A 23,736-nucleotide genomic window follows, 5' to 3' on the forward strand; every position below is an offset into this window, starting at 1 on the left:
CGATCTCCGATGCATCGATACGCCGCCGCCGTGCCCGGCCACGGCGGTTCACCCCTCCGCTTCTCCTTCTCCTCCCGCGCCGGCCATGCCTGGCAGCGCGGCACGGCCGGCGCCCGATGGCGATGGCGCACCGGCACGCCGTCCGCACGGCGCTGAGAACCCGACAGGAACGGCGCCCCGCCGGCGCGGCCGGAGAGGGCCTCCGGCCCGGAACCGCCGGCCCCGGGGCGGCCGAGGAGAGCGAGCACAGAGCGTGAGAGCATCGTGAACACAACCGCGAACAGCACCCGGCGGACCTGGTCCGCGCTGATCAACGCCCTGCTCGGCGGGGAATCGCTGAGCTCCGCCGACACCGGCTGGGCGATGAACGAGATCATGTCCGGAGCCGCCAGCGACGTGCAGATCGCCGGCTTCGCCGTGGCGCTGCGCGCCAAGGGCGCCGGCGTCGACGAGGTGGTCGGCCTGGCCGAGGGCATGCTGGACAACGCGGTGCGGATCGAGGTCCCCGGCCGCACCGTGGACATCGTCGGCACCGGCGGCGACCAGGCGCACACCGTCAACGTCTCCACCATGGCGGCGATCGTCGCCGCGGCGGCCGGGGCCAAGGTGGTCAAGCACGGAAACCGCGCGGCCTCCTCCTCCTGCGGCACCGCCGACGTGCTGGAGCGGCTGGGCGTGGTGATCGACCTGCCGCCCGCGGTGACCGCGCGGGTCGCCGAGGAGGCCGGCATCACCTTCTGCTTCGCCCCGCTGTTCCACCCGGCGCTGCGGCACGCCGCCAGGACCCGGCGCGAGCTGGCGGTGCCCACCGTCTTCAACTTCCTCGGCCCGCTGACCAACCCGGCCGCCCCCCGCGCGGCCGCGGTCGGCGTGTTCGACCAGGGCATGTGCGCCACGGTCGCCGGGGTGTTCGCCCGGCGGGGCGTCTCCGCCCTGGTGTTCCGGGGCGACGACGGGCTGGACGAGCTCACCACCACGACCACCTCCTCGGTCTGGATCGCCCGCGGCGGGGAGGTGCGCGCCGAGCGCCTGGACCCGCGCGACCTGGGCATCCCCCGGGCGCTCCCGGAGGACCTGCGCGGCGGCGACGTCGAGGTCAACGCCCGGGCCGTCCGCGACCTGGTGCGCGGCGAGCGCGGCCCGGTGCGCGACGCGGTGCTGCTCAACGCGGGCGCGGCCATCGCCGCGGTGGAGGAGCCGCCCGGCTCCCTCACCGAGATGCTGGAGCAGGGCGTGGCGCGGGCGGCGGCGGCGGTCGACGACGGCCGCGCCGAGACCCTGCTGGACCGCTGGGTCGGCGTCAGCCAGGAGCACGCCAAGCGCGGCTGAGCCGCACGGGCCGCGTTGCGGCCGCCATCGGAAGGGCGAGGGCCCCGCTCCGGACGCCGGAGCGGGGCCCTGCGCCGTCCGCGGCCCCGCCGCGGCCCGGCCCCGGTCAGATGCCGAGCGAGAAGGCGGCCTCCAGGTCGTGCTGGGAGTAGGCGTCGAACGCGATGTGGGTGTCGGAGGAGCGGACCCCCGGGATCTTGTTCACCCGGCCGGGGATCACCTCGGCGAGCTCGTCGTGGCGCCGCACGCGGACCAGGGCGATCAGGTCCACGTCGCCGGTGACCGAGTAGACCTCGCTGACCCCCTCGACCTCGGCGATCTCCTCGGCGACCTCGGGGATCCGGTCGACGTCCGCCTTGATCATGACGATCGCGGTGATCACTGTTGCCCTCCTGGGGTGCTCGGGTGCGGATCGGAAGCGGCGGCCGGGCGCGGGGCCGCGCGCCCGCCCGCCGGGGCGGGGCGCCCGCGCGGGCCGGGGCCGGCGCGGGTCAGTACATGTCGGACAGGCGCGTTCCGGAGCGCCAGCGGACACGGTGGATCAGCAGGCCGCCGAGGACGCCGGCGATGAACCCGTAGACGTGCGCGGCGTAGGCGACGCTGTCCCCGCCGCCCGGCGAGGACGGCATGCCGATGTAGAGAACATATTGGAGCACGAAGTAGGTGCCCACGAGCGCCCAGCCGGGCAGCCGGACCGGGAAGACCAGCACCAGGGTGATCACCCTGCTGCGGAACTGCACCACCAGGTAGGCGCCGAGCACCGCGGAGATCGCCCCGGACGCGCCGACCAGCGGCGACTGCCCCGCCGGGTCGGTCAGCGCGTAGGCGTACACCGAGACGAGCCCGCAGAGCAGGTAGAGCGCCAGGTAGCGGAGCCGGCCCAGGCGGTCCTCCACCACCGGGCCGAACACGAACAGGTACACCATGTTGCCGAGCAGGTGGGCCACCCCGCCGTGCAGGAACATCGAGGTGAACGCCGAGATCCAGGCCGCCTCGGCGCCGCCGCCGGGGCACTCCGGGGGCGGGGGCACCCGCCCGCCGCCGAGCAGCTCCGCCGGGATCGCCCCCCACCGGTTGATGTACACCTCGACGGAGCAGAGCCGGGCCGGCAGGTCGGCGCCGTACCAGACCGCGATGAGCGACATCGGGGAGAGCAGGTAGACCAGCACGTTGGCGGCGATCAGCAGGTAGGTGGCGACCGGGATCCGGCGCACCGGGTAGTCGTCGCTCAGCGGGATGCCTGCCATGGGTGCCTGGTCCGTTCAGCTCGGTCAGAGGTCGTCGGCCATCGGGGCGCGGGCCCAGTCTGTCAGGTCGCGGTGGCGCTCCGCCCCGTCGGCCGGGCATGTCCACGGACGGTCCAGCTCGACCAGGCGCACCCCGGGCCGGTCCAGCCACTGCAGCACGCACTCCATCTCGGCGGCGGTGGCGCGCGGGGCGGGCCCGGGGCCGGGCGGGACGGTCTCGGCGGCGGCGGTCAGCGCGGCGACGAAGGCCTGCGGGTCGGCGCCGCGCCGCATCAGGGCGCTGCCGGCGAGCCGCCCGTGCCGCACCGCGTGCACCTCCCAGGCGCCCGGCTCCGCCTCCGCCGGGCAGGCCGCCACCAGCTGCGGGATCGCGGAGAGCGCACCGAGCCGCTGCGCCCGGGCGGCGCCGCGCAGGAAGGCGGTGAGCCGGTCGCGGCGGACGGCGGCCTCCTCGTACCGCTGCTGGGCCGCGAGCGAGCCGATGGCGGCGCGCACCGCCTCGATCACCGGGGACGGGTCGCCGGTCATCGCCGCGGCGGCGGCCCGGGCGTGCACCGCGTACTCCTCGGGCGACTCCCGCCCCTCGCAGGGGGCGCCGCACCGGCCCAGGTCGGCCAGGACGCAGGCGGGGACGGGGCGGGCCGGGGAGAACCGGTGCGTGCACCTGCGGAGCGGGAACGCCTCCAGGATCGCCTCCCGAGCGAGCTCGGCCTGGCGCACCGACGGGAACGGGCCGAGGTAGGGGGCGCCGTCGTCGCGGACCCGGGTGACCCGGGACAGCCGGGGGTGGGCGTCGGAGGTGAGGGTGAGCCAGACGGTCCGCTCGGCGTTGCGGGACCGCCGGTTGTAGGGCGGTTTGCGTTCCGAGATCAGCCGGATCTCCCGGACCTCGGCCTCCAGCCCGGTGGCGCAGACGATCGGGGTGACCCCCTCCACCAGGCCGATCATCTCCCGGACCCGGCTCCGGGTCTCGGCCGCGGTGAAGTAGGAGCGCACCCGGCGGCGGAGCCGGTTGCTCTTGCCGACGTAGAGCGTCTCGCCGCGGGCGTCGGTGAACAGGTAGACGCCGGGCGCGTCGGGCACCCCGTCGGCCAGGTGCCGCTTGCCGCGCTGCGCGGCGGTGGGCGCGGTGCGGAAGGTGAGCAGCTCCTCGACGCTGTGCACGCCGATCGGGCCGAGCCGCTCGAACAGGCCGTGCAGCACGCCGACGGTGGCCCGCGCGTCCTGCAGGGCGCGGTGCGAGGGCCGGTCGGTGACGCCGAAGAACCGGGCCAGGGTGCCCAGCTTGTGGTCGCGGACCTCCTCCCGGTTGAGCAGCCGCCGGGCCAGCGGCAGGGTGTCCGCGGTCCGCGGGGACGGCCAGCGGCGGCCCTGGGCCGCGCAGGCGGCCTTGAGGAACCCGATGTCGAACGGGGCGTTGTGCGCCACCAGCACGGTGTCCGGCGGGCCCTGGTCCAGCCCGGCGAACTCCAGGAAGGCGGGGAGCACCGCGCCGATCGGCGGCGCGGTGGCCACCATCGCCTGGGTGATGCCGGTGAGGAGGGTGATGCTGGGCGGGATCGGCATCTCCGGGTCCACCAGCGAGGAGAACTCGCCGAGGACCTCCCCGCCGCGCACCTTGACCGCCCCGATCTCGGTGATCGCCGCGGCCCCGGCGCGGCCGCCGGTGGTCTCCAGATCGACCACGACGAAGGTCCCCTCGGAGAGCGGGGTGCCCATCTCGTCCAGGGAGATCTGGACCGCTTCCGCCTCCGCGGCGCCCCGGTCCGTTCCGTCGTTCACCCGCACAGCGTAAACGCGACCGCCCCCGGACGTGGAAAGATGGCCGGAACCATATTTCCTACCGGACCGGATGGGACGGGAATCGGGGGGAGCCGCCCGTGTCGGCCGGCGGCCTCCGCGTGCCCTGGACCTAGGGTCGAGGGAGAAGGAGGACGCGAAGTGAGCATCGAGGCCCCGACCGGCGACCGGCGCTGGCGCTGCGCCCAGTGCGGCAACCTCACCCGCTTCGACGTGGTGCGGACCGTGCGCTCGCGCGACTACCTCCACTTCGAGCTCTCGGGGGAGAGCCGGGTGGAGGAGCGCGAGGTGCTGGAGGAGCGGATCGAGCAGGTCCGCTGCCGCTGGTGCAACGCGGTGGACGCGGTGGAGTCCGTGGAGCGCCCGGACTCCGCGGAAAGCGGCGCGGGGGCCTGATGGGCTCGCAGGGCGGGGGGAACCCGGGGGAGGAGCGGGACGCGCGGCCGGACCCGCCGGGCGGCGCCGCGGACCGGCCGCTGCCCGAGCCGGTGCGCGCCCGGATCATCGAGTACGGCTCGGACGTGCTCGGCGGCCTGCCCGCCGCCGAGGTCCCCGCCGCGCTGCGCCGCGTCGCCCGGTTCGAGCCGCGCCGCCGGGCCCGGCTGGCCGGCCCGCAGATCGCCGCGCAGCTGGAGACCGACGCCGCCTTCCGCGGCCTGGTCGCCGAGCGGGTCGAGCAGGTCTGGCCGGAGCTCGCCGAAGGACTCCGCCGCGGCGTGCTGCCGCCCGCGGCCGACCCGGTGGTGGTGGCGGCCGCCGCCTACCTGCTCCGCCCCGAGGGCTGGGAGGAGATCGTCGGCCGGGTCCACAGCGAACTGGAGCGGCAGGAGACCGCCAAGGAGGCGGACGAGGCCGCCGAGGCGCTGGCCGGGCTCCGGGCCCGGCTGGAGGAGGAGCGGGCCGAGCACCGCAAGGAGCTCAACCGGCTCCGCGGGGAGCTGCGCGAGTACCGCAGCGAGGTCGCCGACCTGCGCCGCCGGGTGCACGGCGAGCGGAAGCGGGCCAAGGAGGCCCAGCACCGGGCGGAGCAGGCCGAGGAGCAGGCGCGCGGCCTCTCCGACTCCGCCTCGGTCCGGCTCGGTTCGGCGGAGGCGGAGAACCGCCGGCTGCGCGGCCGGCTGGCGGCGGCGGAGGCCCAGGTGGAGGCGGCCCGGCGGGCGGTGCGGGCCGAGCGCAGCTCCGACGACGCCAGGCTGAGGGTGCTGCTGGACGTGCTGGTGGAGTCGGCCCACGGGCTGCGCCGGGAGCTCGCCCTGCCCACCTCCATCGAGACCCCCGCGGAGCTGATCGCCGAGGACCGGGCCCGCTCCGGGGCCGGGCGGGGCGTCGGCGACCTGGGCCTGCCCGGGGACGACCCGGCCCTGGTCGACCGGCTGCTCGCGCTGCCCCGGGTGCACCTGCTGGTCGACGGCTACAACGTGACCAAGACCGGCTACCCCACGCTGCCCCTGGCCGACCAGCGCACCCGGCTGCTGAACGCGCTGGACGGGCTCGCCGGGCGGAGCAAGGCCGAGATCACCTGCGTGTTCGACGGCGCCGACGTGGACGCCCCGACGGTGCAGGGGCGGCGGACCCGGGTGCTGTTCAGCGACCCGGGGGAGACGGCCGACGAGCTGATCGTGCGGCTGGTCCGGGCCGAGCCTCCGGGCCGCCCGCTGGCCGTGGTCACCGCGGACAAGGAGATCATCGCCGCGGTGCGCGCCGAGGGGGCCCGCGCGGTCCCCTCCGAGCTGCTGCTGCAGCGGCTGGCCCGGGTCTGACCCCGCTTCCCCGACGGTCTCGGTGCCGCGGCCCCGCCGGAGCGCTCCGGCGGGGCCGCGGCACCGAGACCACCGCCCCATCGCCCGGGGCGCGGCACCGGGTCGCCGCGGCCCCTGATAGCGTCGCGGGGCCGCCCGTGTACGCGGTGTGGCCCATCTGTGATCTGTGTGACCCATCTGTAATGCGGGTTCCGCCGGGGCTGGATCGGCCGACTGGGCAGGAAGAACGCCCCTGTCGCGGGGGCGGCGCCCCCCGTTACCGCTTCGTTGTTGTGGTTGAGCCTGCTGGGAGGGTCCGCTAGTTTTTCCCAGGAGCTTGACCGCCCCGCGCACCCCAGCGCAGGAGGCGGGCCCCGGCAGGGTCGACACTTCCGGGTCCGCCGCCGGCCGCCGCGGGGCTCCCCGATGAACCCCAGCGGGAGCGCGCGGTCGTGCTGCCGTGTCGAACGGATGCCCGAGCGACTCTTCGCGACCGCGGTCCCCGCTCCCCGGTCCGAGTGCGCCGATCCGCAGCACTGACCCCCGTCCCCCGTCCCCAGTCCCCACCAAGCGGGGATCGACCAGCAAGGAGCGTGGACCGCCATGGCGAACAACGGTGGTCGGCGCACGGCCCGCCGGGTAGCGACCGGCCTCGGGGTCGTGGCGGCCGGCAGCCTGATCGCGTCCACCGGTGCCGGCGTGGCCAACGCCGAGCCGGAGCAGAGCAAGGAGGACGTCCAGGAGAAGCTGGACGAACTCAACGAAGAGGCCGGCAAGGTCGTCGACGAGTACAACAAGGCCAACGAGGACTACAAGGCCGCCAAGGCCAAGGCCGACGAGCTCGACGAAGAGGTCGGCGACGAGCAGGAGCGCTACGAGGAGCTGCGGGACCAGGTCTCGGAGTTCGCCAGCGCCGCCTACCAGGGCCGGGACCTGGACTCCACTTCGGTCGTGCTGAGCGTCGACGACCCCTCCGACCTCCTCGACCAGTCCGCGGACGTCAGCAAGCTCTCCGAGGACCAGCAGGCCAAGCTGGACGAGTTCAGCGACTCCTCCGAGCGGCTGTTCAAGCTCAAGGACGAGGCCGACGAGGCCCTGGAGAAGGCCAAGGACGACAAGGAGGCCGCGGAGGAGAAGAAGGAGGAGGTCGAGGAGAAGATCTCCGAGCAGGAGGACCTCCTCGCCCAGTTCCCCGACGCCGACGCCTCCCCCGAGGGGGAGGAGACCTCCTCCGGCGGCGGCTCGGCCGAGGGCGCCTCGGGCAACGCCCGCACCGCCCTGGACTTCGCCCTGTCCCAGGTCGGCAAGCCGTACGTGTACGGCGCCGCCGGCCCGGACGGCTACGACTGCTCCGGCCTGGTCATGCGCTCCTGGGGCGCGGCCGGCGTGAGCCTGCCCCGCACCACCTACGGCCAGGCCGAGGCGGGCACCCGGGTGGGCCGCGACGCGCTGCAGCCCGGCGACATCCTGTTCTTCAGCGGGCTGGGCCACGACGGCCTCTACCTCGGCAACGGCCAGATGGTGCACGCCCCGCGCACCGGCAAGAACATCGAGGTCGTGCCGCTGGCCGGCTACTGGGACGGCCAGTTCATGTACGGCGTGCGCGTGTAGCGAGCGCCATATCGGCGGTGCGCCGCCCGCCCCCGCTCAGCGCGGAGGGCGGGCGGCGCGGCCTTTTTCCGGGTTTCGGACAGGTCATAAATCGGGCGCTAAGGTAACGAAATGGTTGAGAGTGGGTCGAGGATCGGCTAGTGTTGCGCGCCGAACCGGATCGTTCCTCTCGCCGCCATCGGGGCGGCTGCGATCCGCACCCGCCGTACTCCGCCGCGCAGGCCCCCGCCGCGGCCAGGAGACCGGAGGACCGCACGCGCGCCGCCCCTTCACCGCAGCGGCACCCGGCCGCGCCCCCCCGGCGCGCGCGTCCCAGCGCTCCTTCGCCAAAGGCTCGGCGCCTCAGCAGGCGCCCCTCATGTCCTTCCGGTAGGCGGACCACGGGAGAAAGGTGGGCCACCACCGTGGACCAACGACGCGAGCGCGGCACGCACCGCCGCACCTTCGCGACCGTCGGCTTCATCGCCGCCGGCGCCCTGCTGGCTTCTACCGCCGTCACCGGGACGGCGTACGCCGACCCGTCCGCGGACGACGTCCGCAGCAAGATCGAGAAGCTCCAGGAGGAGTACGCGGGACTCGCGGAGGCCTACAACCAGGCCAAGGAGGACCACGACGCCGCCAAGAGCAAGCTGGCCGACATCCGCGAGGAGCGGAAGGGCGTCCAGGAGAAGCTCGAGGAGATGCGGTCGGGCGTGCGCGAGCTGGCCACCGCGGCCTACTCCGGCTCCGACTACGGCTCCGTCCCCTTCCTGGCCTCCTCCACCGGCCCGGAGGACGCCCTGGCGCAGGCCTCCGACCTCGGCTACCTGTCCCAGAGCCAGCAGGACCAGCTGGGCAACTACACCGAGGAGAAGGACAAGCTCGACAAGCTCGAGGCCGAGGCCGACGACACGGCCGACGAGGCCAAGGAGAAGCTGAAGGAGTCCAAGGAGGCCAAGAGCGACGCCGAGGAGAAGATCGCCGAGCAGGAGGAGATCCTGGACGGCCTCACCGCGGACGAGCGCGCCGAGGCCACCGAGGGCGTCGACGGCGGCTCCTCTTCCTCCTCCGGCGGCGGCTCCTCCTCCTCGGGCGGCTCCACCGGCGGCGCCTCCTACAACGGCTCGGCCAGCGGAAACGCCCGGACCGCGATCGACTTCGCCTACGCCCAGATCGGCGACTCCTACAGCCTCGGCGCCAACGGCCCCGACGTGTGGGACTGCTCCAGCCTGGTCCAGGCGGCCTGGCGCGAGGCCGGGGTGAACCTGCCCCGCACCACCTACGACCAGATCAACGCCGGGACCTCGGTCTCCTACGACAACCTGCAGCCGGGCGACCTCGTCTTCTTCTACAGCGGGCCGTCCCACGTCGGGCTGTACGTCGGCGACGGCAAGATGGTGCACGCCTCCAACCCGTCCAAGCCGGTCGCGGAGGTGCAGATGTCCCCCTACTGGAGCGGGCAGTTCACCGGCGCCATCCGCCCCTGACCCCGGGGCGCCCGACCCGATCGGGCGCATCCGCCCCCCGCCGCGGCGCATCCGGCCCTGTCCCGGATGCGCCGCGGCCTTTTCCCACTCCGATGATCTTGACGTTGCGGGGGTGTCAGAGCGCTCTGACACCCCCGCAACGTCAAGATCATCGGGGAGGAGCCGCCGGGCCCCGGCGACGCCCTAGACTCGGCCGGGTGTCGCGCACTCTGATCGTCACCAACGACTTCCCCCCGCAGACCGGCGGGATCCAGGCGTTCGTCCACGAGCTGGCGGTGCGCCGGCCGCCGGAGTCGGTCGTCGTCTACTGCTCGGCGCCGAGCGGGCGCCGGGTGCCGCGCAGCGAGGTCGAGGCGTTCGACCTGGCCCAGCCGTTCCCGGTGGTGCGGGAGCGGACGCCCGCGCTGCTCCCGGTGCCGCGGGTGGTGGACAGGGCGTGCCGGATCGCCCGCCTGGAGGGCTGCGACACCGCGCTGTTCGGCGCGGCCGCCCCGCTCGGCCTGATGGGCGGGGCGCTGCGCCGGGCCGGAGTGCGCCGCTCGGTCGCGCTCACCCACGGCCACGAGGCCGGCTGGGCGCTGCTGCCGGGGGCGCGCTCGGCGCTGCGCCGGGTCGGCGACTCGGTGGACGTCCTCACCTACCTGGGGGACTACACCAGGGCCAGGATCGGGCGCGCGCTCTCCCCGCCGGCGGCCGCCCGGATGCGCCGGCTCGCCCCCGGCGTCGACACCGGGCGCTTCCGCCCCGGCGCCGGCGGCGAAGAGGTCCGCGAGCGGCACGGGATCGCCGGGCGCCCGGTCGTGGTCTGCGTCTCCCGCCTGGTCCGGCGGAAGGGGCAGGACACCCTGGTGCGGGCCTGGCCGCGGGTACTGGCCGACGTCCCCGACGCGGTGCTGCTGGTGGTCGGCGGCGGCCCGGACCGGGCCCGGCTGGAGACGCTGGCCGGGGAGCGGCGCGTCGCGGGGTCGGTGGTCTTCACCGGCGACGTCCCGGCGGAGGAGCTGCCCGCCCACTACGACGCGGGGGACGTCTTCGCGATGCCCTGCCGCACCCGCAACGGCGGCCTGGACGTCGAAGGGCTGGGCATCGTCTTCCTGGAGGCCTCGGCGGCCGGCCTCCCGGTGGTCGCCGGCGACTCCGGCGGCGCCCCCGACGCGGTGCAGGACGGCGAGACCGGCCTGGTCGTCGACGGCGCCCTCCCCGGCCCCACCGCCCGGGCCCTCATCCGCCTGCTGAGCGCCCCGGAGGACGCCGCCCGGATGGGGGCGCGGGGCCGCGAATGGGTGCGGCGGGAGTGGAGCTGGGACCGGACCGCGGACCGCCTGGACGAGCTGCTCCGGGCCTGAGCCGCCCGGAGGACGGGGAAAGGCCCCGGCCGGCCCCTCCCGCCGGGGGAGGGTCGGCCGGGGCCTTCCGCGCGGGCGCCGGGCCCGCCGGGGTCAGGCGGACCCTTCGTAGATCTTCTCGATCTCGGTGCTGAACTGCTTGGCCACGACGTGCCGCTTGACCTTCAGGGAGGCGGTCATCTGGCCGCCCTCCTCGCTGAAGTCGACCGGGAGGATGGTGAACTTGCGGACCGACTCGGCGCGGGAGACCGCCTTGTTGGCGTCGTCCACGGCCTCCTGGACCGCCGCGACCAGGTCGGGGTCGTCCACCATGGAGGGGACGTCGCCGCTCTTGCCGTTCTGCTTCTTCCAGAACTCGAAGGCCTCGGGGTCGACGGTGATCAGCGCGGAGACGAACTTGCGGTTGTCGCCCACCACCATGCACTGGCTGACCAGGGCGTGGCCGCGGATCCGGTCCTCGATCACAGCGGGGGCGACGTTCTTGCCCGCCGCGGTCACGATGATCTCCTTCTTGCGGCCGGTGATGCTCAGGTAGCCGTCGTCGTCGAGGGAGCCCAGGTCGCCGGTGCGGTACCAGCCGTCCTCGTCGAAGGCGTCCCGGGTGGCGGCCTCGTTGTTCCAGTAGCCGCGCATCACGTGGTCGCCCTTGCACAGCACCTCGCCGTCCTCGCCGATCCGGATGGACACGCCGGGGAACGGGGCGCCGACCGTGCCGATCTTGTTCAGCGACGGGGTGTTCACCGCGGTGGGCGCGGAGGTCTCGGTGAGGCCGTAGCCCTCGATGATGGTCAGGCCCACGCCGCGGAAGAAGTGGCCGAGCCGCTCGCCCAGGGCGGAACCGCCGGAGACCGCGTGGCTGGCCTGCCCGCCGACCGCGGCCAGGATCTTGCCGTAGACCAGCTTGGCGAAGAGGGCGTGCTTGAGCCGGAGCCCGAACGGGACGCTGCCGGTGCTCAGCGCCCTGCTGTAGGCGATGGCGGTGTCGGCCGCGGCGGCGAAGATCTTGCCGCGCCCCTCCGACGTCGCCTTCTGCTCCGCCTTGTTGAACACCTTCTCGAACACACGCGGCACCGCGAGCAGGAAGGTCGGCTTGTACACCGCGAGGGTGTCGATGAGCTCGGGGCCGGTGGTGGGGAAGTGGCCCAGCACCGTCCTGGACTCGATGCAGCCGATCTGGATGACGCGGGCGAAGGAGTGCGCGAGCGGGAGGAAGAGCAGGGTGGAGCGGCCCTCCAGGGTGAAGACCTCCTCCAGCGGGCCCCGGATCACGTTGAGGATGGTGAACAGCAGGTTCCGGTGGGTCAGCTCGCAGCCCTTGGGGCGGCCGGTGGTGCCCGAGGTGTAGATGAGGGTGGCGAGCTCGTCGACGCCGCCGGCGGTGCGGCGCTCCTCGACCACGGACTCCTCGACCTCGGCGCCGGTCGCGGTGAACTCGGCGACCCCGCCGTTCTCGATCTCCCACACGTGCTCCAGCCCGGGGAGGTCGGGGCGGACCTCCTCGACCCGGGCGGCATGCTCGGCGGTCTCCACGAACACGGCCCTGCTGCCGGAGTCGCCGAGGATCCACTGGATCTGCTCGGCGGAGGAGGTCTCGTAGACCGGGACGGTGACCGCGCCGACCGACCAGATCGCGTAGTCGATCGCGGTCCACTCGTAGCGGGTGCGGGCGATCAGCCCCACCCGGTCGCCGTGCTCGATGCCGGCGGCGATCAGGGCCTTGGCGAGCGCGACCACGTCGTCGCGGAACTCCTTGCAGGTGACGTCCCGCCACTGGCCGGACTCCTGGCGGCGCAGGGCGACGGTGCCCGGCTCCTCCGCGGCACGCGCGAAGACGGTGTCGGGAAGGCGCGCTCCCGGGGAGATCTCGACTTTGACGGGCCGGCTGAATTCGCGCACGTGGTGCTCCTGGGCGAACGGGGTTCTTCAGACGAGGGAACGTGACGACGGTAACAACAAAGGCTACCGGCGGGTAGAATCCGTTCTCCTTCGGTATCCGATAGTGATCCGACCGGCGGGGGAGCGGCGGGCCCGCCCCCGCCGTCGCCGCACCGGCCATCATCGCACCCGCCTGATGCGCGGCGCGGGGCGCCGCGCGCCCGCCCCTGAACCTTCTCCGGGTTTCCCCCGGTTCCGGCCCCTGCGGGCACCCCGGCGGCCGCGCCCTCGTTAACGTGGCGGTAGATCCGGAAGAACAGGGGCAGCAGACCATGGCAGAGCCGAACGGGCGCGACACCGGCGCGGGTGCGCGGCGCAGCGGAGAGGACCGGGAGAGCCGGGAGAACCGGGAGAACACGGCCTCCGCCGACATCATCGACGACGCACTCCGCCTGGTCGACGCCTTGCAGCGGAAACTCATCGTGGCGGGGGTGCGCAAGGGCGTCTCCGCGGCGACCTCCCCGCCCCCGCGCACCGGCGACGTGTGGGAAGAGGCCATCCGGGCCGAGCAGCCGCAGCCGGAGGAGCCGCCGCTCGACCGCTTCGTCGGCGTGGTCCGCACCGCCGCGCCGGAGATCGCCGGCCACCTGGGCCGCGCCGGGGCCGCGCTGTTCGGCGCGCTCGGCGACACCTGGCGCATCGTGGAAGGCGAGTTCGAGCGGCAGCGCCGCGAGAACGAGGCCCGCGGAGAGGACGCCGGGCAGGGGGCCCGCCCCCGGCCCGAGGTCGGCCCCGGCGGCAAGGACTGACCCGGCCGCAGGGACCGCCCCGGAAGCGACCGGGAACCGGCGCGGGACCGATGTGGAGCGCCCCTGGGCCGGCGGGGAACCGACGCAGGGCGCCTTGGGCCGGCGCGGGACCGATGTGGAGCGCCCTGGGCCGAATCGGAACCGACGCGGAGCGCACCAGGCTGGCAGGGAACCGACGCGGGGTACACCGAGCCGGCGGGGAACCGCCCCGGGGCGACTCGGAACCGGTCCGGGGCGGTCCGGAACCGAGGCGGAACCGGTCCGGAACCCGTCCGGGCGGCCCCGGGGTCGCGGCACCGAGGCCGCGACCCCGGGGCCGCGTCGCGGATTGGTCCGGACCTTTGGTTTACTCCAATCGTCTGATTCGGTCCGGACCTGCAGAGGAGTCCCCCATGGCGTTGACGATCGGCGTCGACATCGGCGGAACCAAGATCGCCGCGGGCGTCGTCGACCCGGAGGGGCGCGTGCTGCGCCAGGCCAAGCGGCCCACTCCGCGCGGGGACGGCGAGCGGCTCGCCGAGGCCGTCGCCGAACTCGTCGATGAGCTGCGCAAGGAGGGCGGCGGCGAGGAGATCGCCGGGATCGGCGTCGGCACCGCCGGGTTCGTCGACGAGCACCGCTCCCGCATCGTGCTGGCCGGCAATCTCGGCCTGGCCGGCGACCCGGTTCGGGAGCGCATCGCGCGCCGGGTCGACCTGCCCGTGGTGGTGGAGAACGACGCCAACGCCGCGGCCTGGGCCGAGGTCCGGTTCGGTGCCGGCCGCGGCTGCCGGGACGCCGTCGTCGTCACCCTCGGCACGGGGGTGGGCGGCGCGGTCATCATGGACGGGGAGCTGCGCCGCGGCCGCTTCGGCGCGGCGGGCGAGATCGGCCACTACCGGATGGTGCCCTTCGGGCGCCGGTGCGCCTGCGGCAACCAGGGCTGCTGGGAGCAGTACGCCAGCGGCAGCGCCCTGGTCGCCGAGGCCCGCGACCTCGCCGCCGTCGACCCGGACCGGGCCGCCGGGCTGCTGGAGGCGGCCGGCGGCGACCCCGCGCGGATCGAGGGCCCGGAGATCACCCGCGCCGCCCGGGAGGGCGACCAGGGCGCGATCGACTGCTTCGCGGCGGTCGGCGCCTGGGTCGGCGCCGGCCTGGCCGACCTCGCCGCGATCCTCGACCCGGAGTGCTTCGTCATCGGCGGCGGCGTCTCCGAGGCCGGAGAGCTCCTGCTCGCCCCCGTCCGGGAGGCCTACGCCCGCGGCGTCACCGGCCGCGCCACCCGCAGACTGGCCGAGATCCGCGCCGCCGAACTGGGCTCCGCCGCCGGCATCATCGGCGCCGCCGACCTCGCCCTGCGCTGACCCGCCCTGCCCTGTCCTGCCCCGCTCGACCCCCGGGAGCGCCCCGGGCCCCACATGCTCGAAGCATGCCGCTCCTTCTTACGGCGGTCAGTGCGGGTGGTGCTCCGGGGCGATCCCGTCCTGGGGCCCGGTCGGCCCGGACATCCGGTCGCTGGGCGGGTCTCCGTGTGCTCTGGGCGCATCGGGCGACGCAGGACGGGGCGGTCCGCGCGGGGTCGGCGGTGCTCGGGCGGGTCGTCTCTCGGCGGTCCGCGCGGGGCGGACACTCAGGGGGCCTTCGCCTCGGTCACCCGGTCGGCCCGGATACCCGGTCGCCGGGTGGGCTTCCGTGGGCTCGAAGGGCGCGGCTCGGACAGGGGCGGTAGGGCGCCGCGGTCGCCTCCTCGGCCCCCGGGCCGGCCCTCTCGCGGTGGTCGGTGCGGGAAGGTGGTGCTCCGGGGCCGCTCCGCCTCGCGGCGGCCGTGCGGCGAAGGCGCGGCGCAGGTCGGCCGGGGCGGAGAGCCCCGGCGCCGACCGTCCCCCTGCGGAGGAGTGGCGGTCTCCCGGACCGGGTAGGCGGACCGTGTGCCGGTACCCGAGGTGAGGCTGGTCAGCTACAACGTGCGCGCGCTGCGCGACTCCGCCGCCGCGGTGGCCAGGGTGGTCCGGGCGTGCAACCCGGACGTGCTCTGCCTGCAGGAGGCGCCGCGGCTGCTGCTCTGGCGGTACTGGAGGCGGCGGCTGGCCCGGGACACCGGCCTGGTGCCCGCGGTCAGCCGGCGGCCCGGCGGACTGGCGGTGCTGGTCCGCCCCGGGGTGGCCGTGCTGGAGGCGCGGCACCGGAGGCTCAGCCGCCGCCCCGGCCTGCACCTGCGGGCGGTCTCGGTGGCGGTGCTGGACATCGGCGGCCGCCGCCTCGCGGTCGGCTGCACCCACCTGGACCTGGAGGAGCGCGCCCGGTTGGAGCACGCCCGGGAGGCGCTGGGCCACCTGGACCAAGCGGCGCTGCGGCACGACGCGCCCGCAGTGCTGGCCGGAGACGTCAACTGCGGCCCGGACGGCGCGGCCTGGCGGTTCCTGACCCGGAGCCTCGCCGACACAGCGGCCGCCGCCCCGCTCGGTGAGGCCGCCACCTTCACCTCGCGGCGCCCGCGCAGCCGGATCGACGGGGTCTTCACCGACCCCGCCATCGAGGTGGCCGGCGCGGGCGTCCCGGCCGGCCTGGTGCGCGCCGAGGACATGGCGGCGGCCAGCGACCACCGCCCGGTCCTGGCGCTGCTCCGGATCTGAGCGCCCTCTCCCGGCGGCCTCGGCGCTCCGGCCCGCCGGTGCCGCTCGGGCACGGGGCTCCACGGGGTCGGGGTTCAAACAGGCGGCGAGGGCGGGGAGAGGCACCGGCCGGTCGGTCGGGCGCGGCGCCTCACGGTGCGGGGGTTCAGGCGGGCGGCGACGGCGAAGGTAGGGCCGGAGTGCAGGCGTCGCCCGGGCGCGGCGCCTCGCGGGGCCGGGGTCCAAACGGGCGGCGAAGGCGGTGGTGGGGAACCGGCTGGTCGGTCGGGTGCGGCGCTCCACGGGGTGAAGGTTCAGGCTGGCGGCGACGGCAGAGGTGGGGGCGGGGCCGGGCGCTCCAGCCGAGTGCGGCGTCTCGCGGAGCGGAGGTTCAGGCGGGCGGCGAGGGCGGGTAAGGGGCGGGCGCCGCGTTCACCGGCCCGGCTCGACGCGTGCTCCCGGTGGGGCGGGGCTCCGGAGGGGCGGGCGGGCCCGTCCCGCTAGGGCTCGCCAGGGGGTCATATCCCATATGCCCGGCTTGTGGCGGGGAACGGGCGGGAGCGGGGGCGCCCTGCGCACCTCCGCAGCACCCCGATTACATCTACCAGCGAGTAGTAAGCCCTGAGGCTCCCACCGCCCCCTCATCGATTACCCAGAGTGGCCAAAGCGGGGCCTCTGAAGGGACAAAAGAGACATCTCAACTCCGCCCCTACCCTCCCGGGGTTCCGGCCCCCTGCTTCCCGGCCTTCCGGGCGGTGTAAACCCCCGCTCACCGGCCCGGCCGGGGGGATTCGGGCCTCTCGGGGGCCGATCCGGGCCGGGATGAGCGCCCAGGAATCATCGAGGTGCTCTCGCGGTGTGCAGGGCGCCTCCTATGATCATCACCCTGCGTATTTGCCCAGCTCGGGAAGGGGTAGCGGTTTCAAGGGCTGCCGACCCCGGCGCCCGGGGCGACACGGGCAGGCGACCCCGCCACCCCACCCTGCCCCGACCGCCCCCACCCGCTCTGCCGCGCCTGACCGACCGGCCGGTGCCCCTGCCTGCCTTCGCCGCCCGCTTGAACCTTCACCCCGTGGGGTGCCGCACCCGGCTGGGGCGCCCGGCCTTGTCCCTTCCTGCGCCGTTGCCGCCGGTTTGAGCCTTCGCTCTGTGGGGTGCCGCGCCTGACCGACCGGCCGGTGCCCCTGCCTGCCTTCGCCGCCCGCCTTAACCCTCGCCCCGTGGGGTGCCGCGCCCGGGTGATCGCCTCCGTCATGTTCCCGCCTTCGCCGGGCGTCTGCGGGGGATCGGGGCCCGGAAACGCCGGCGGCGGCCCCGCGGGGTGCGGGGCCGCCGCCGGGCGGTGTCTGCGAGCGCCGGGTCAGTCCTTCTCTGCGGCGCGCTCCTTCTTCGCGGCGCGCTTCTCCTGGCGCCGGGCCTTCCGCTCGACCTTGCGCTTGGCCCGGTCGGCGCGGCGGCGCTCCTTGGCGTCGGCGTGCTGCTCCTTGCGCTCCTCCTTGGCCGCCGCCTCCAGCTCGCGCTTGACCGACTGGGCGTAGCGGTCCACGTACTCCTGGCCGGAGAGGGCCATCAGCGCGTACATGATCTCGTCGGTCACCGCGCGCAGCACCCGCGGGTCCTTCTCCATGCCGTAGTAGCGGGAGAAGTCGAGCGGTTCGCCGAACACGACCTTGGGGCGGATGCCGAGCTTGGGCACGGTCTTCCCGGGCGGCATGATCTTCTCCAGGTTGATCATCGCCATCGGCACGACCGGGGCCCGGGACTCCAGGGCCAGCCGGGCCACGCCGGTGCGCCCGCGGTAGAGCCGGCCGTCGGGGGAGCGGGTGCCCTCCGGGTAGATGCCGAGCAGCTTGCCCTGCTTGAGCACCTTCAGCCCGGTGCGCAGCGCACCCTCACTGGCCTTGCCGCCGGAGCGGTCGATCGGGATCTGCCCCACGCCGCTGAAGAACAGCCTGCTCACCAGCCCCTTGACCCCGGTGCCGGTGAAGTACTCGGCCTTGGCCAGGAAGGTGATCTTGCGGGGGAGCGGCAGCGGCCCGAAGAAGTGGTCCGAGAAGGACAGGTGGTTGCTGACCATGATCGCGGGGCCCTGCCGGGGGACGTTCTCGACCCCGTAGGCGCGCGGTTGCCACAGCACCGCGAGCACCGGGCCCAGAATCGCCTTCACAACCCAGTAGAACACCGAGAATCACCCCCGCACCCGCGGGTGGTTTCCGGACATGGATGTCGGTTCGCCTTCCCGCTACCACGAACAATCGGGGACATCTTCGCATTGCTCGGGGCCGACTACCAATGTCGGGCGCCCGCGCGGGGGCCCGGAGGGGAGCCGGGGGTGCCCCGCGGAGGGCCGGCGGGTTAAGTTCGAGGCCCGGCCCCCGGCGCGTTCCGCCCCGGGGCCGGCGCGGAGACGGCGAAGACGAGGAGTCCCCCATGCCGCTGCTGCCCGGAGCCGAACCGCTCAGCCGCACCGGCGGCCCCACAGGGGTGCTGCTCTGCCACGGGTTCACCGGATCACCGCACTCGATGCGGCCGTGGGCCGAGCACCTCGCCGACGCCGGGCTCACCGTGGAGCTGCCGCTGCTCCCCGGGCACGGCACCAGCTGGCAGGAGATGAACCTCACCGGAAGCGCGCAGTGGCTCGCCGCGGTCGAGGCGGCCCTGCTGGACCTGCGGGACCGGTGCGACGAGGTGTTCGTGATGGGCATGTCCATGGGCGGCTGCCTCGCCCTGCGCCTGGCCCAGCTGCACCCGGGCGCGGTGGCCGGGGCGGTGCTGGTCAACCCGTCGCTGGCGCTGGAGACCCCGCTGCTCCTCGCCGCCCCGCTGCTCAAGCACGTGCTGCCGTCCACCAAGGGGCTCACCGACGACATCAAGCGGCCCGGCGTGCGGGAGGGCGGCTACGACCGGGTGCCGACGGCGGCCGCCGCGACACTCCCGGCGCTGTGGCGCGCGACGCGGCGGGGCATGGCCTCGGTGCAGGCGCCGGTTCTGGTCTACCGAAGTCCGGAAGATCATGTCATCGGGCCGCAGAGTCTGCGTATCCTCACGAGTAGGGCGGTCAATGCGGAGGTGACCGTCCGCTCACTGGACAACAGCTACCATGTCGCCACCCTGGACAACGATGCGGCCGTGATCTTCGAGGGAAGCCTCGGGTTCGTGCGCGAGTACGGCAGAAGCGGGGAAGGAAGACAGCGATGACGAATCGCCGCGGGAACGGGCTGCTCGCGGACGCCTACGTCCCGCTCATCCTGCTTCCCCCCGCATCGGCCGACCTCATGCTGGAGGCGCTGGGCCGCTCCGGCATCGCGGCCTACGCGGTGCGCCTGGAATCCGATCCGCTGGACTCCGCACCGGACGTAGCCGACGCCCCGACCGACCACCTCTACGTGGACGAGTCCGAGCGCGACGCCGCCGAGCGGGTGCTCCGCGCCGAACTGCCCGAGCTCGGCGACGACCTGTCCGCCCCGGGCGGGGGCGCCCCCGCCGCGGAGGGCGCGGAAGACGGGGGGCCCGCGGCCGGCGGCGCCGAGGACGACGTCTGGGCCGAGCTGGTCGCCCGCTTCTACGAGTCCGACCCCGAGGGCCGCCCGGCCTGGCCGGACGCGGAGAACGTCTCGGCCGGCGAGGAGGGGCCGGCGGAGCGCCGCCCCGCGGCCGGCGGCGACCTGCTCGCCCCCGACTACGAGGCCGCCGACGACGGCCCGGAAGAGCGGGAGCGCACCCCCCGGTCCGGCGAGGAGGACGGCGCGGACCAGGGCGACCACTACGTTCCGCCCCCGCCGCCCCCGCTGCCCCGCGGGGACATGATCGGCCGCCTGGCCTGGGGCGGCCTGTTCGGCGGCCCCGCCGTCCTGCTCGCCTCCATGCTGGTCGGCGCCCGCCCGGGCTGGCTGGCGTTCTGCGCGGTGGCCGCGTTCATCGCGGGGTTCGTGGTGCTCGTCGTCCGGATGGGCGACCGCGCCTCCGGCGACAACGGCCCCGACGACGGCGCGGTCGTCTGACCGCTCCGCGTCGATCCCGGCGCCGCCTCGACCGGCGTTGAGACGGCGGCGGCGCCGGGACCGACGCTTCAGGGGCGGTGCCGGGACCGGGGAAGGGGAGCGAGCGGGCGGTGGGGTTCGAGACGGCGGTGTGGCGCGCCATCGCGGTGTTCCGCGCGGCCTCCCTGGCCTACGCCCTCTACCAGGCGACCACCCACCGCGAGCTGCTGCTCCACCCTCTGGGGGCGGCCGCGGTGCTGGCCGTGATGGCGGCCTGGACCGGGTTCGCGACCTACGCCTACGGGCGGGGGCGGTTCGCCGAGCGGCGGCTGGCCGCGGCCGACGTCGCCGTCGCGTTCGGCTGCATGGCGGCCACCTACGCCGTGGTGGAACCGGGCTACCTGCGGATGGCCCCGCCGCTGACCACCACCTGGTTCGCCGCCGCCGCGCTGGCCTCGGCGGTGGTCGCGGGGCGCCGGTGGGCGCTCTGCGTCGCCCTGGGGCACGGCGTCGTCGACATCGCCGGCCGGGTGCTGCTCGGCCTGGACATCACCGCCGCGGTACCGCGCGGCGTGGTACTGCTGCTGCTGGCCGGGTACTCGATGGGCTACCTCGCGCACTACGCGCTCCGCGCCGAGCGGCGGCTCGCGGAGGCGGTCGCGATCGAGGCCCGCACCTCCGAGCGGGAGCGGCTGGCCCGCTCCATCCACGACTCGGTGCTGCAGGTACTGGCGATGGTGAGCCGGCGCGGGGCGGAGATCGGCGGCGAGGCGGCCGAACTCGGCCGGCTCGCCGGCGAGCAGGAGGTCCGGCTGCGCACCCTGATCAGCAGCGGCCCGCCGGCCCGGCCGCCCGGCCCGGAAGGGGCCGCGCCCCCCGAGCAGGGGTGCCGGTCGCCGATCCGCCCCGGCGGGAGCGGCGGCCCCCCGTCCGGCGGCGGCGACCTGCGCGCCGCGCTGGCCGGCTACGAGTCGTCGCGGGTCACCTTCTCCGCCCCGGCCGACCCGGTGCCGCTGCCCGCCGACGCGGTCGCGGAGATCGCCGCCGCGGTGGGCGCGGCGCTGGCCAACGTCGAGCGGCACTGCCCGCCGGAGACCCGCGCCTGGCTCTTCCTGGAGGACGAGGGCGAGGCGGTCACCGTGACCGTCCGCGACGACGGGCCCGGAATGCCGCCCACCCGCCCCGCCGAGGCGGAGGCCCAGGGACGCCTCGGCCTCGCCCAGTCCGTCCTCGGCCGCATCCGCGACCTCGGCGGCGAGACCGAGGTCACCACCGCCCCCGGCGAGGGCACCGAGATCGAGATGCGCGTCCCGCTCTCCCCGGACGCCCGGGGCTGAGCGCGGCCCCGGGTGCGGCGCCGGAAAGACCACCGGGAAAGTGAACCGCTCGGGGCGCGGCCGCTACGTACCCGCCATGGCGGAACCGGGCGTGTGGGCGTACGAGGCCGGGCGGGCCGGCCCGGCGGCGATCGCGGCGCCGGCCGGCATCGCGGTGCTGATCGCCGCCGCGACCGCCGGGGCCGGCATCGACCCGGGGCCGCTCGGGGCGCGGGGGGCCGGCGCGGTGGTCGCCCTGGCCGCCGGGATGGCCGCGGTCGCGGCGGTCGGGCGCGAGCACGCGCTCGAACTGCAGCTCACCCTTCCGGTCTCCTACCGGGTGACCGTACTGCGCAGGCTCGCGCCGGTGGCCGTCGCGGCCCTGGCCGGCGGAGCGGCGGCCGCGGCCGCCGCGGCGGCGGGGCACCCCCGGGCCGGGCCGGCCGAGGCGGTGCTCGGCGCGTGCGGTTTCATCCTGCTGATGATCGGTGCCGGAGCCTGGGGAGCGATCCGCACGGGGTCGGCCGCGGGCGGTTCGTCCCTGGTGCTCGGGGTGTGGGCGGCGAAGCTCTTCCTCCTGGACCGGCTCGCCGGGCCGCCCGCCCTGCAGGCGGTGCTGTCCGGAGCCGGCGCCGCGCTGCTCGTCTGCCTCGCCGTGCGGCGGCTGGGCGACACGGAGGCGCTGATGGAGAAGGGGCGGCGGGACGGATGACGGTGCTTTCGGCGCAGGGGGCGCTCGGCGCGCTGCGCTACGAGGCGTTGATGGCGGTGCGGCGGCGGATCCTCTGGTACGCGATGGCGCCGCTGTCGCTTCTGGCGCTGCTGGCGTCCGCGGCCCCGCCGGGCTCCATCGACGACGGCGTCCGGCACGCGGGGCACGCCGCGGTGGTGGTCGCGATGATCTGCGTGCCCGGAGTCGCGGTCGCACTGGCCGACCGCCTGGCCGAAGGGACGCGCGCGGGCATGGGGGAGCTGCTCGCGGCCGCGCCGTACGGCGCGGCGGTGCGGCCGGCGGCGATGATCGCGGCGCCGCTGGGGGTCGCGCTGCTGCCGCCGCTGCTGGTCGTGCTCGGCGCCGGCCTCATGGGGGCGCTGGCCGACGGCGGACCCGCCCCGATCGGGGCGGCCCTGTTCGCCTTCTCCGTGGTCCTGCTGCCGGGGGCGGCGGCCGCCGCCGCGTTCGCCGCACTGCTGGGCCTGCTGATGCCGCCGGTCCTGGCGAGGACGGCCGCCGCGCTGGTCTGGTTCTGGAGCACCATCGCCACACCGCAGCTGAGCCCGGTGCCGACCCCCACGGGGACCCTGCTCTCCCCGAGCGGCGGCTACCCGGCGGCGGCCTGGGCGGGGCAGCCCGAGGTGCTGGCGCACAGGTTCCTGGACGGCCCGCTGAGCCCGCCGGCCGATACCGGGTGGGCTCTGGCCAACCTGGCGATCGTCGGCGGGATGGCGGTGCTGTTCACGGTCCTTTCCGGCCTGGTCGTCGCCGGGCGCCGGTGAGCGGGAGAGAACGAGGGGCGGCGGGAGCACCGTGCACATCGAGATCAGCGGACTGACCAAGGTGTACAAGGGCGGGCACCGGGCGCTGGACGGCGTCGACCTGCGCATCGACGGGGGGATGCTCGGCCTGCTCGGCGCCAACGGCGCCGGGAAGACCACCCTGATGCGCGTCCTCACCGGGACCGTGCGGCCCACCTCCGGCCGGGTCGCCGTCGGCGGCCACGATCTCGCCACCGGTGCCGGCCGCACCGCGGCCAAGCGGATGATCGGCTACCTGCCCCAGGAGCTCACCCCCTACCCGGACCTGACCGGCCGGGAGTTCCTCGATTACCTGGCCCTGCTCAAGGGGGTCGGGGGCAGGCGCGCGCGCCGCGCCCGGATCGACGGCCTGCTCGCCCAGGTCGGCCTGGAGGAGGAGGGCGGCCGGCGCATCGCAGGGTACTCGGGCGGCATGCGGCGCCGGATCGGCATAGCGCAGAGCCTGCTGGGCGACCCGCGCCTGATCATCGTGGACGAGCCGACCGCGGGCCTGGACCCCGAGGAGCGGATGCGGTTCCGCTCGCTGCTGGCCTCCCTGGGGCGGGACCGCACGGTCCTGCTCAGCACGCACATCCTCGACGATGTGGGGCAGAGCTGCCCGCACGCCGCGGTGCTGGACCGGGGGCGGGTGGTGTTCCAGGGGCGCACCGGGGAGCTGGCGCAGGCGGCCGCCGGGCGGGCCTTCGAGGTCCCGGCGGACGCACCCCTCCCCGCCGACGCGGCGGTGGTCGGTGCGGCCGGCGCCGAGCGGCGCATCGTCACCGACGCCCCGCCGCCGGGCGCCCGCCCGGTCGCCCCCACCCTGGAGGAGGGCTTCACCGCCCTGCTCCGCTCGGTCCGCGCCGGCGAGCGCCCCTGACCGGTCCAGGAGACGGCGCCCGGCCGGTGCCCGGCGCACCGGGCGACGCCTCCCCGTGCCCGCCGTAGACCGGAAGGCCCGCGCCCCGGGCGTCCGGGCCCTGCCCTGCGGCCCGTCCAGGGCGCGGCCGCGGGAGCGGTGTCCGCGGAGCCGCCCGCCTCGTACGGCCGTCCCGGATGAACGCCGCCGCCCCGCCGGCCACCGGGAAGCGGCCCGGGGACCCGGCCGCCGC

At 75.5% G+C, this 23,736-nt stretch carries 20 protein-coding genes; 15 read left to right on the plus strand and 5 right to left on the minus strand.

What is annotated here, in order from left to right; translation table 11 throughout:
* Window positions 1–264 precede the first annotated feature (264 nt).
* Window positions 265–1,329 carry an anthranilate phosphoribosyltransferase gene (gene trpD / locus D459_RS0100835; protein ID WP_017591086.1) on the plus strand — a complete coding sequence of 355 codons (1,065 nt, stop codon included), beginning with the start codon at window positions 265–267 and terminating at the stop codon, window positions 1,327–1,329.
* A 106-nt stretch (window positions 1,330–1,435) separates the two neighbouring features.
* On the opposite strand, the gene D459_RS0100840 is transcribed toward trpD, so the two are convergent.
* The 3 genes from D459_RS0100840 to D459_RS0100850 all read right to left on the minus strand — a co-directional run bounded on the left by D459_RS0100840 (window position 1,436) and on the right by D459_RS0100850 (window position 4,364).
* Window positions 1,436–1,711: an Lrp/AsnC ligand binding domain-containing protein gene (locus D459_RS0100840; protein ID WP_017591087.1), complete on the minus strand. Its 276-nt coding sequence runs from the start codon at window positions 1,709–1,711 to the stop codon at window positions 1,436–1,438.
* A gap of 109 nt (window positions 1,712–1,820) precedes the next feature.
* Window positions 1,821–2,576, minus strand: a complete 756-nt coding sequence (locus tag D459_RS0100845) for a rhomboid family intramembrane serine protease (protein ID WP_017591088.1) — start codon at window positions 2,574–2,576, stop codon at window positions 1,821–1,823.
* A gap of 24 nt (window positions 2,577–2,600) precedes the next feature.
* On the minus strand, window positions 2,601–4,364 hold the full coding sequence (locus D459_RS0100850; RefSeq protein WP_017591089.1) for a DEDD exonuclease domain-containing protein: 1,764 nt from the start codon (window positions 4,362–4,364) through the stop codon (window positions 2,601–2,603).
* Between the two features lie 153 nt (window positions 4,365–4,517).
* On the opposite strand from D459_RS0100850, the gene D459_RS0100855 reads away from it, so the two are divergent.
* From D459_RS0100855 to D459_RS0100875, 5 genes are all read left to right on the plus strand, one after another.
* Window positions 4,518–4,772 (plus strand): hypothetical protein, encoded by a 255-nt coding sequence (locus D459_RS0100855; protein ID WP_017591090.1) that lies wholly within the window; start codon window positions 4,518–4,520, stop codon window positions 4,770–4,772.
* The gene (locus D459_RS0100860) at window positions 4,772–6,136 is read left to right on the plus strand and encodes an NYN domain-containing protein (protein WP_017591091.1); all 1,365 of its coding nucleotides are present in this window, start codon (window positions 4,772–4,774) and stop codon (window positions 6,134–6,136) included. Before D459_RS0100855 ends, D459_RS0100860 begins: the two co-directional genes overlap by 1 nt.
* A gap of 582 nt (window positions 6,137–6,718) precedes the next feature.
* A complete protein-coding gene (locus tag D459_RS0100865; RefSeq protein WP_017591092.1) occupies window positions 6,719–7,726 on the plus strand; it encodes a C40 family peptidase in 1,008 nt (335 codons plus the stop codon).
* Window positions 7,727–8,130: 404 nt separating this feature from the next.
* Entirely contained in the window at window positions 8,131–9,192 is a 1,062-nt protein-coding gene (locus tag D459_RS0100870) for a C40 family peptidase (protein WP_017591093.1), read from the plus strand.
* 197 nt (window positions 9,193–9,389) lie between these two features.
* A complete protein-coding gene (locus D459_RS0100875; RefSeq protein WP_017591094.1) occupies window positions 9,390–10,538 on the plus strand; it encodes a glycosyltransferase family 4 protein in 1,149 nt (382 codons plus the stop codon).
* 93 nt (window positions 10,539–10,631) lie between these two features.
* Here the strand turns inward: D459_RS0100875 and D459_RS0100880 are convergent, their stop codons facing one another.
* On the minus strand, window positions 10,632–12,434 hold the full coding sequence (locus D459_RS0100880) for an AMP-dependent synthetase/ligase (protein WP_017591095.1): 1,803 nt from the start codon (window positions 12,432–12,434) through the stop codon (window positions 10,632–10,634).
* Window positions 12,435–12,745: 311 nt separating this feature from the next.
* Between D459_RS0100880 and D459_RS0100885 the strand changes: the two genes are divergently transcribed.
* The 3 genes from D459_RS0100885 (at window position 12,746) to D459_RS0100895 (ending at window position 15,834) form a co-directional block, all read left to right on the plus strand.
* Window positions 12,746–13,222 carry a hypothetical protein gene (locus D459_RS0100885; RefSeq protein ID WP_017591096.1) on the plus strand — a complete coding sequence of 159 codons (477 nt, stop codon included), beginning with the start codon at window positions 12,746–12,748 and terminating at the stop codon, window positions 13,220–13,222.
* A gap of 392 nt (window positions 13,223–13,614) precedes the next feature.
* On the plus strand, window positions 13,615–14,565 hold the full coding sequence (locus D459_RS0100890; protein ID WP_017591097.1) for an ROK family glucokinase: 951 nt from the start codon (window positions 13,615–13,617) through the stop codon (window positions 14,563–14,565).
* A gap of 564 nt (window positions 14,566–15,129) precedes the next feature.
* Window positions 15,130–15,834, plus strand: a complete 705-nt coding sequence (locus D459_RS0100895; protein WP_017591098.1) for an endonuclease/exonuclease/phosphatase family protein — start codon at window positions 15,130–15,132, stop codon at window positions 15,832–15,834.
* Between the two features lie 1,339 nt (window positions 15,835–17,173).
* On the opposite strand, the gene D459_RS0100900 is transcribed toward D459_RS0100895, so the two are convergent.
* Window positions 17,174–17,995 carry a lysophospholipid acyltransferase family protein gene (locus D459_RS0100900; RefSeq protein ID WP_020380005.1) on the minus strand — a complete coding sequence of 274 codons (822 nt, stop codon included), beginning with the start codon at window positions 17,993–17,995 and terminating at the stop codon, window positions 17,174–17,176.
* A gap of 248 nt (window positions 17,996–18,243) precedes the next feature.
* Between D459_RS0100900 and D459_RS0100905 the strand changes: the two genes are divergently transcribed.
* The 6 genes from D459_RS0100905 (at window position 18,244) to D459_RS0100930 (ending at window position 23,504) form a co-directional block, all read left to right on the plus strand.
* On the plus strand, window positions 18,244–19,011 hold the full coding sequence (locus D459_RS0100905) for an alpha/beta hydrolase (RefSeq protein ID WP_017591100.1): 768 nt from the start codon (window positions 18,244–18,246) through the stop codon (window positions 19,009–19,011).
* On the plus strand, window positions 19,008–19,814 hold the full coding sequence (locus D459_RS0100910) for a hypothetical protein (RefSeq protein WP_017591101.1): 807 nt from the start codon (window positions 19,008–19,010) through the stop codon (window positions 19,812–19,814). The genes D459_RS0100905 and D459_RS0100910 overlap by 4 nt, the downstream gene beginning before the upstream one ends.
* 110 nt (window positions 19,815–19,924) lie before the next feature.
* Window positions 19,925–21,130, plus strand: coding sequence for a MacS family sensor histidine kinase (macS, locus tag D459_RS30330; RefSeq protein WP_017591102.1), 1,206 nt, complete (start codon window positions 19,925–19,927; stop codon window positions 21,128–21,130).
* A 76-nt stretch (window positions 21,131–21,206) separates the two neighbouring features.
* Complete coding sequence (locus tag D459_RS0100920; protein ID WP_152522865.1) at window positions 21,207–21,821, plus strand: hypothetical protein; 615 nt, start codon at window positions 21,207–21,209, stop codon at window positions 21,819–21,821.
* Complete coding sequence (locus D459_RS0100925; RefSeq protein WP_017591104.1) at window positions 21,818–22,606, plus strand: hypothetical protein; 789 nt, start codon at window positions 21,818–21,820, stop codon at window positions 22,604–22,606. Before D459_RS0100920 ends, D459_RS0100925 begins: the two co-directional genes overlap by 4 nt.
* A gap of 31 nt (window positions 22,607–22,637) precedes the next feature.
* Window positions 22,638–23,504: an ATP-binding cassette domain-containing protein gene (locus tag D459_RS0100930; RefSeq protein WP_017591105.1), complete on the plus strand. Its 867-nt coding sequence runs from the start codon at window positions 22,638–22,640 to the stop codon at window positions 23,502–23,504.
* Window positions 23,505–23,736 lie beyond the last annotated feature (232 nt).

It is taken from the genome of Nocardiopsis potens DSM 45234, from assembly GCF_000341105.1.
Classification (GTDB): Bacteria; Actinomycetota; Actinomycetes; order Streptosporangiales; family Streptosporangiaceae; genus Nocardiopsis_A; species Nocardiopsis_A potens.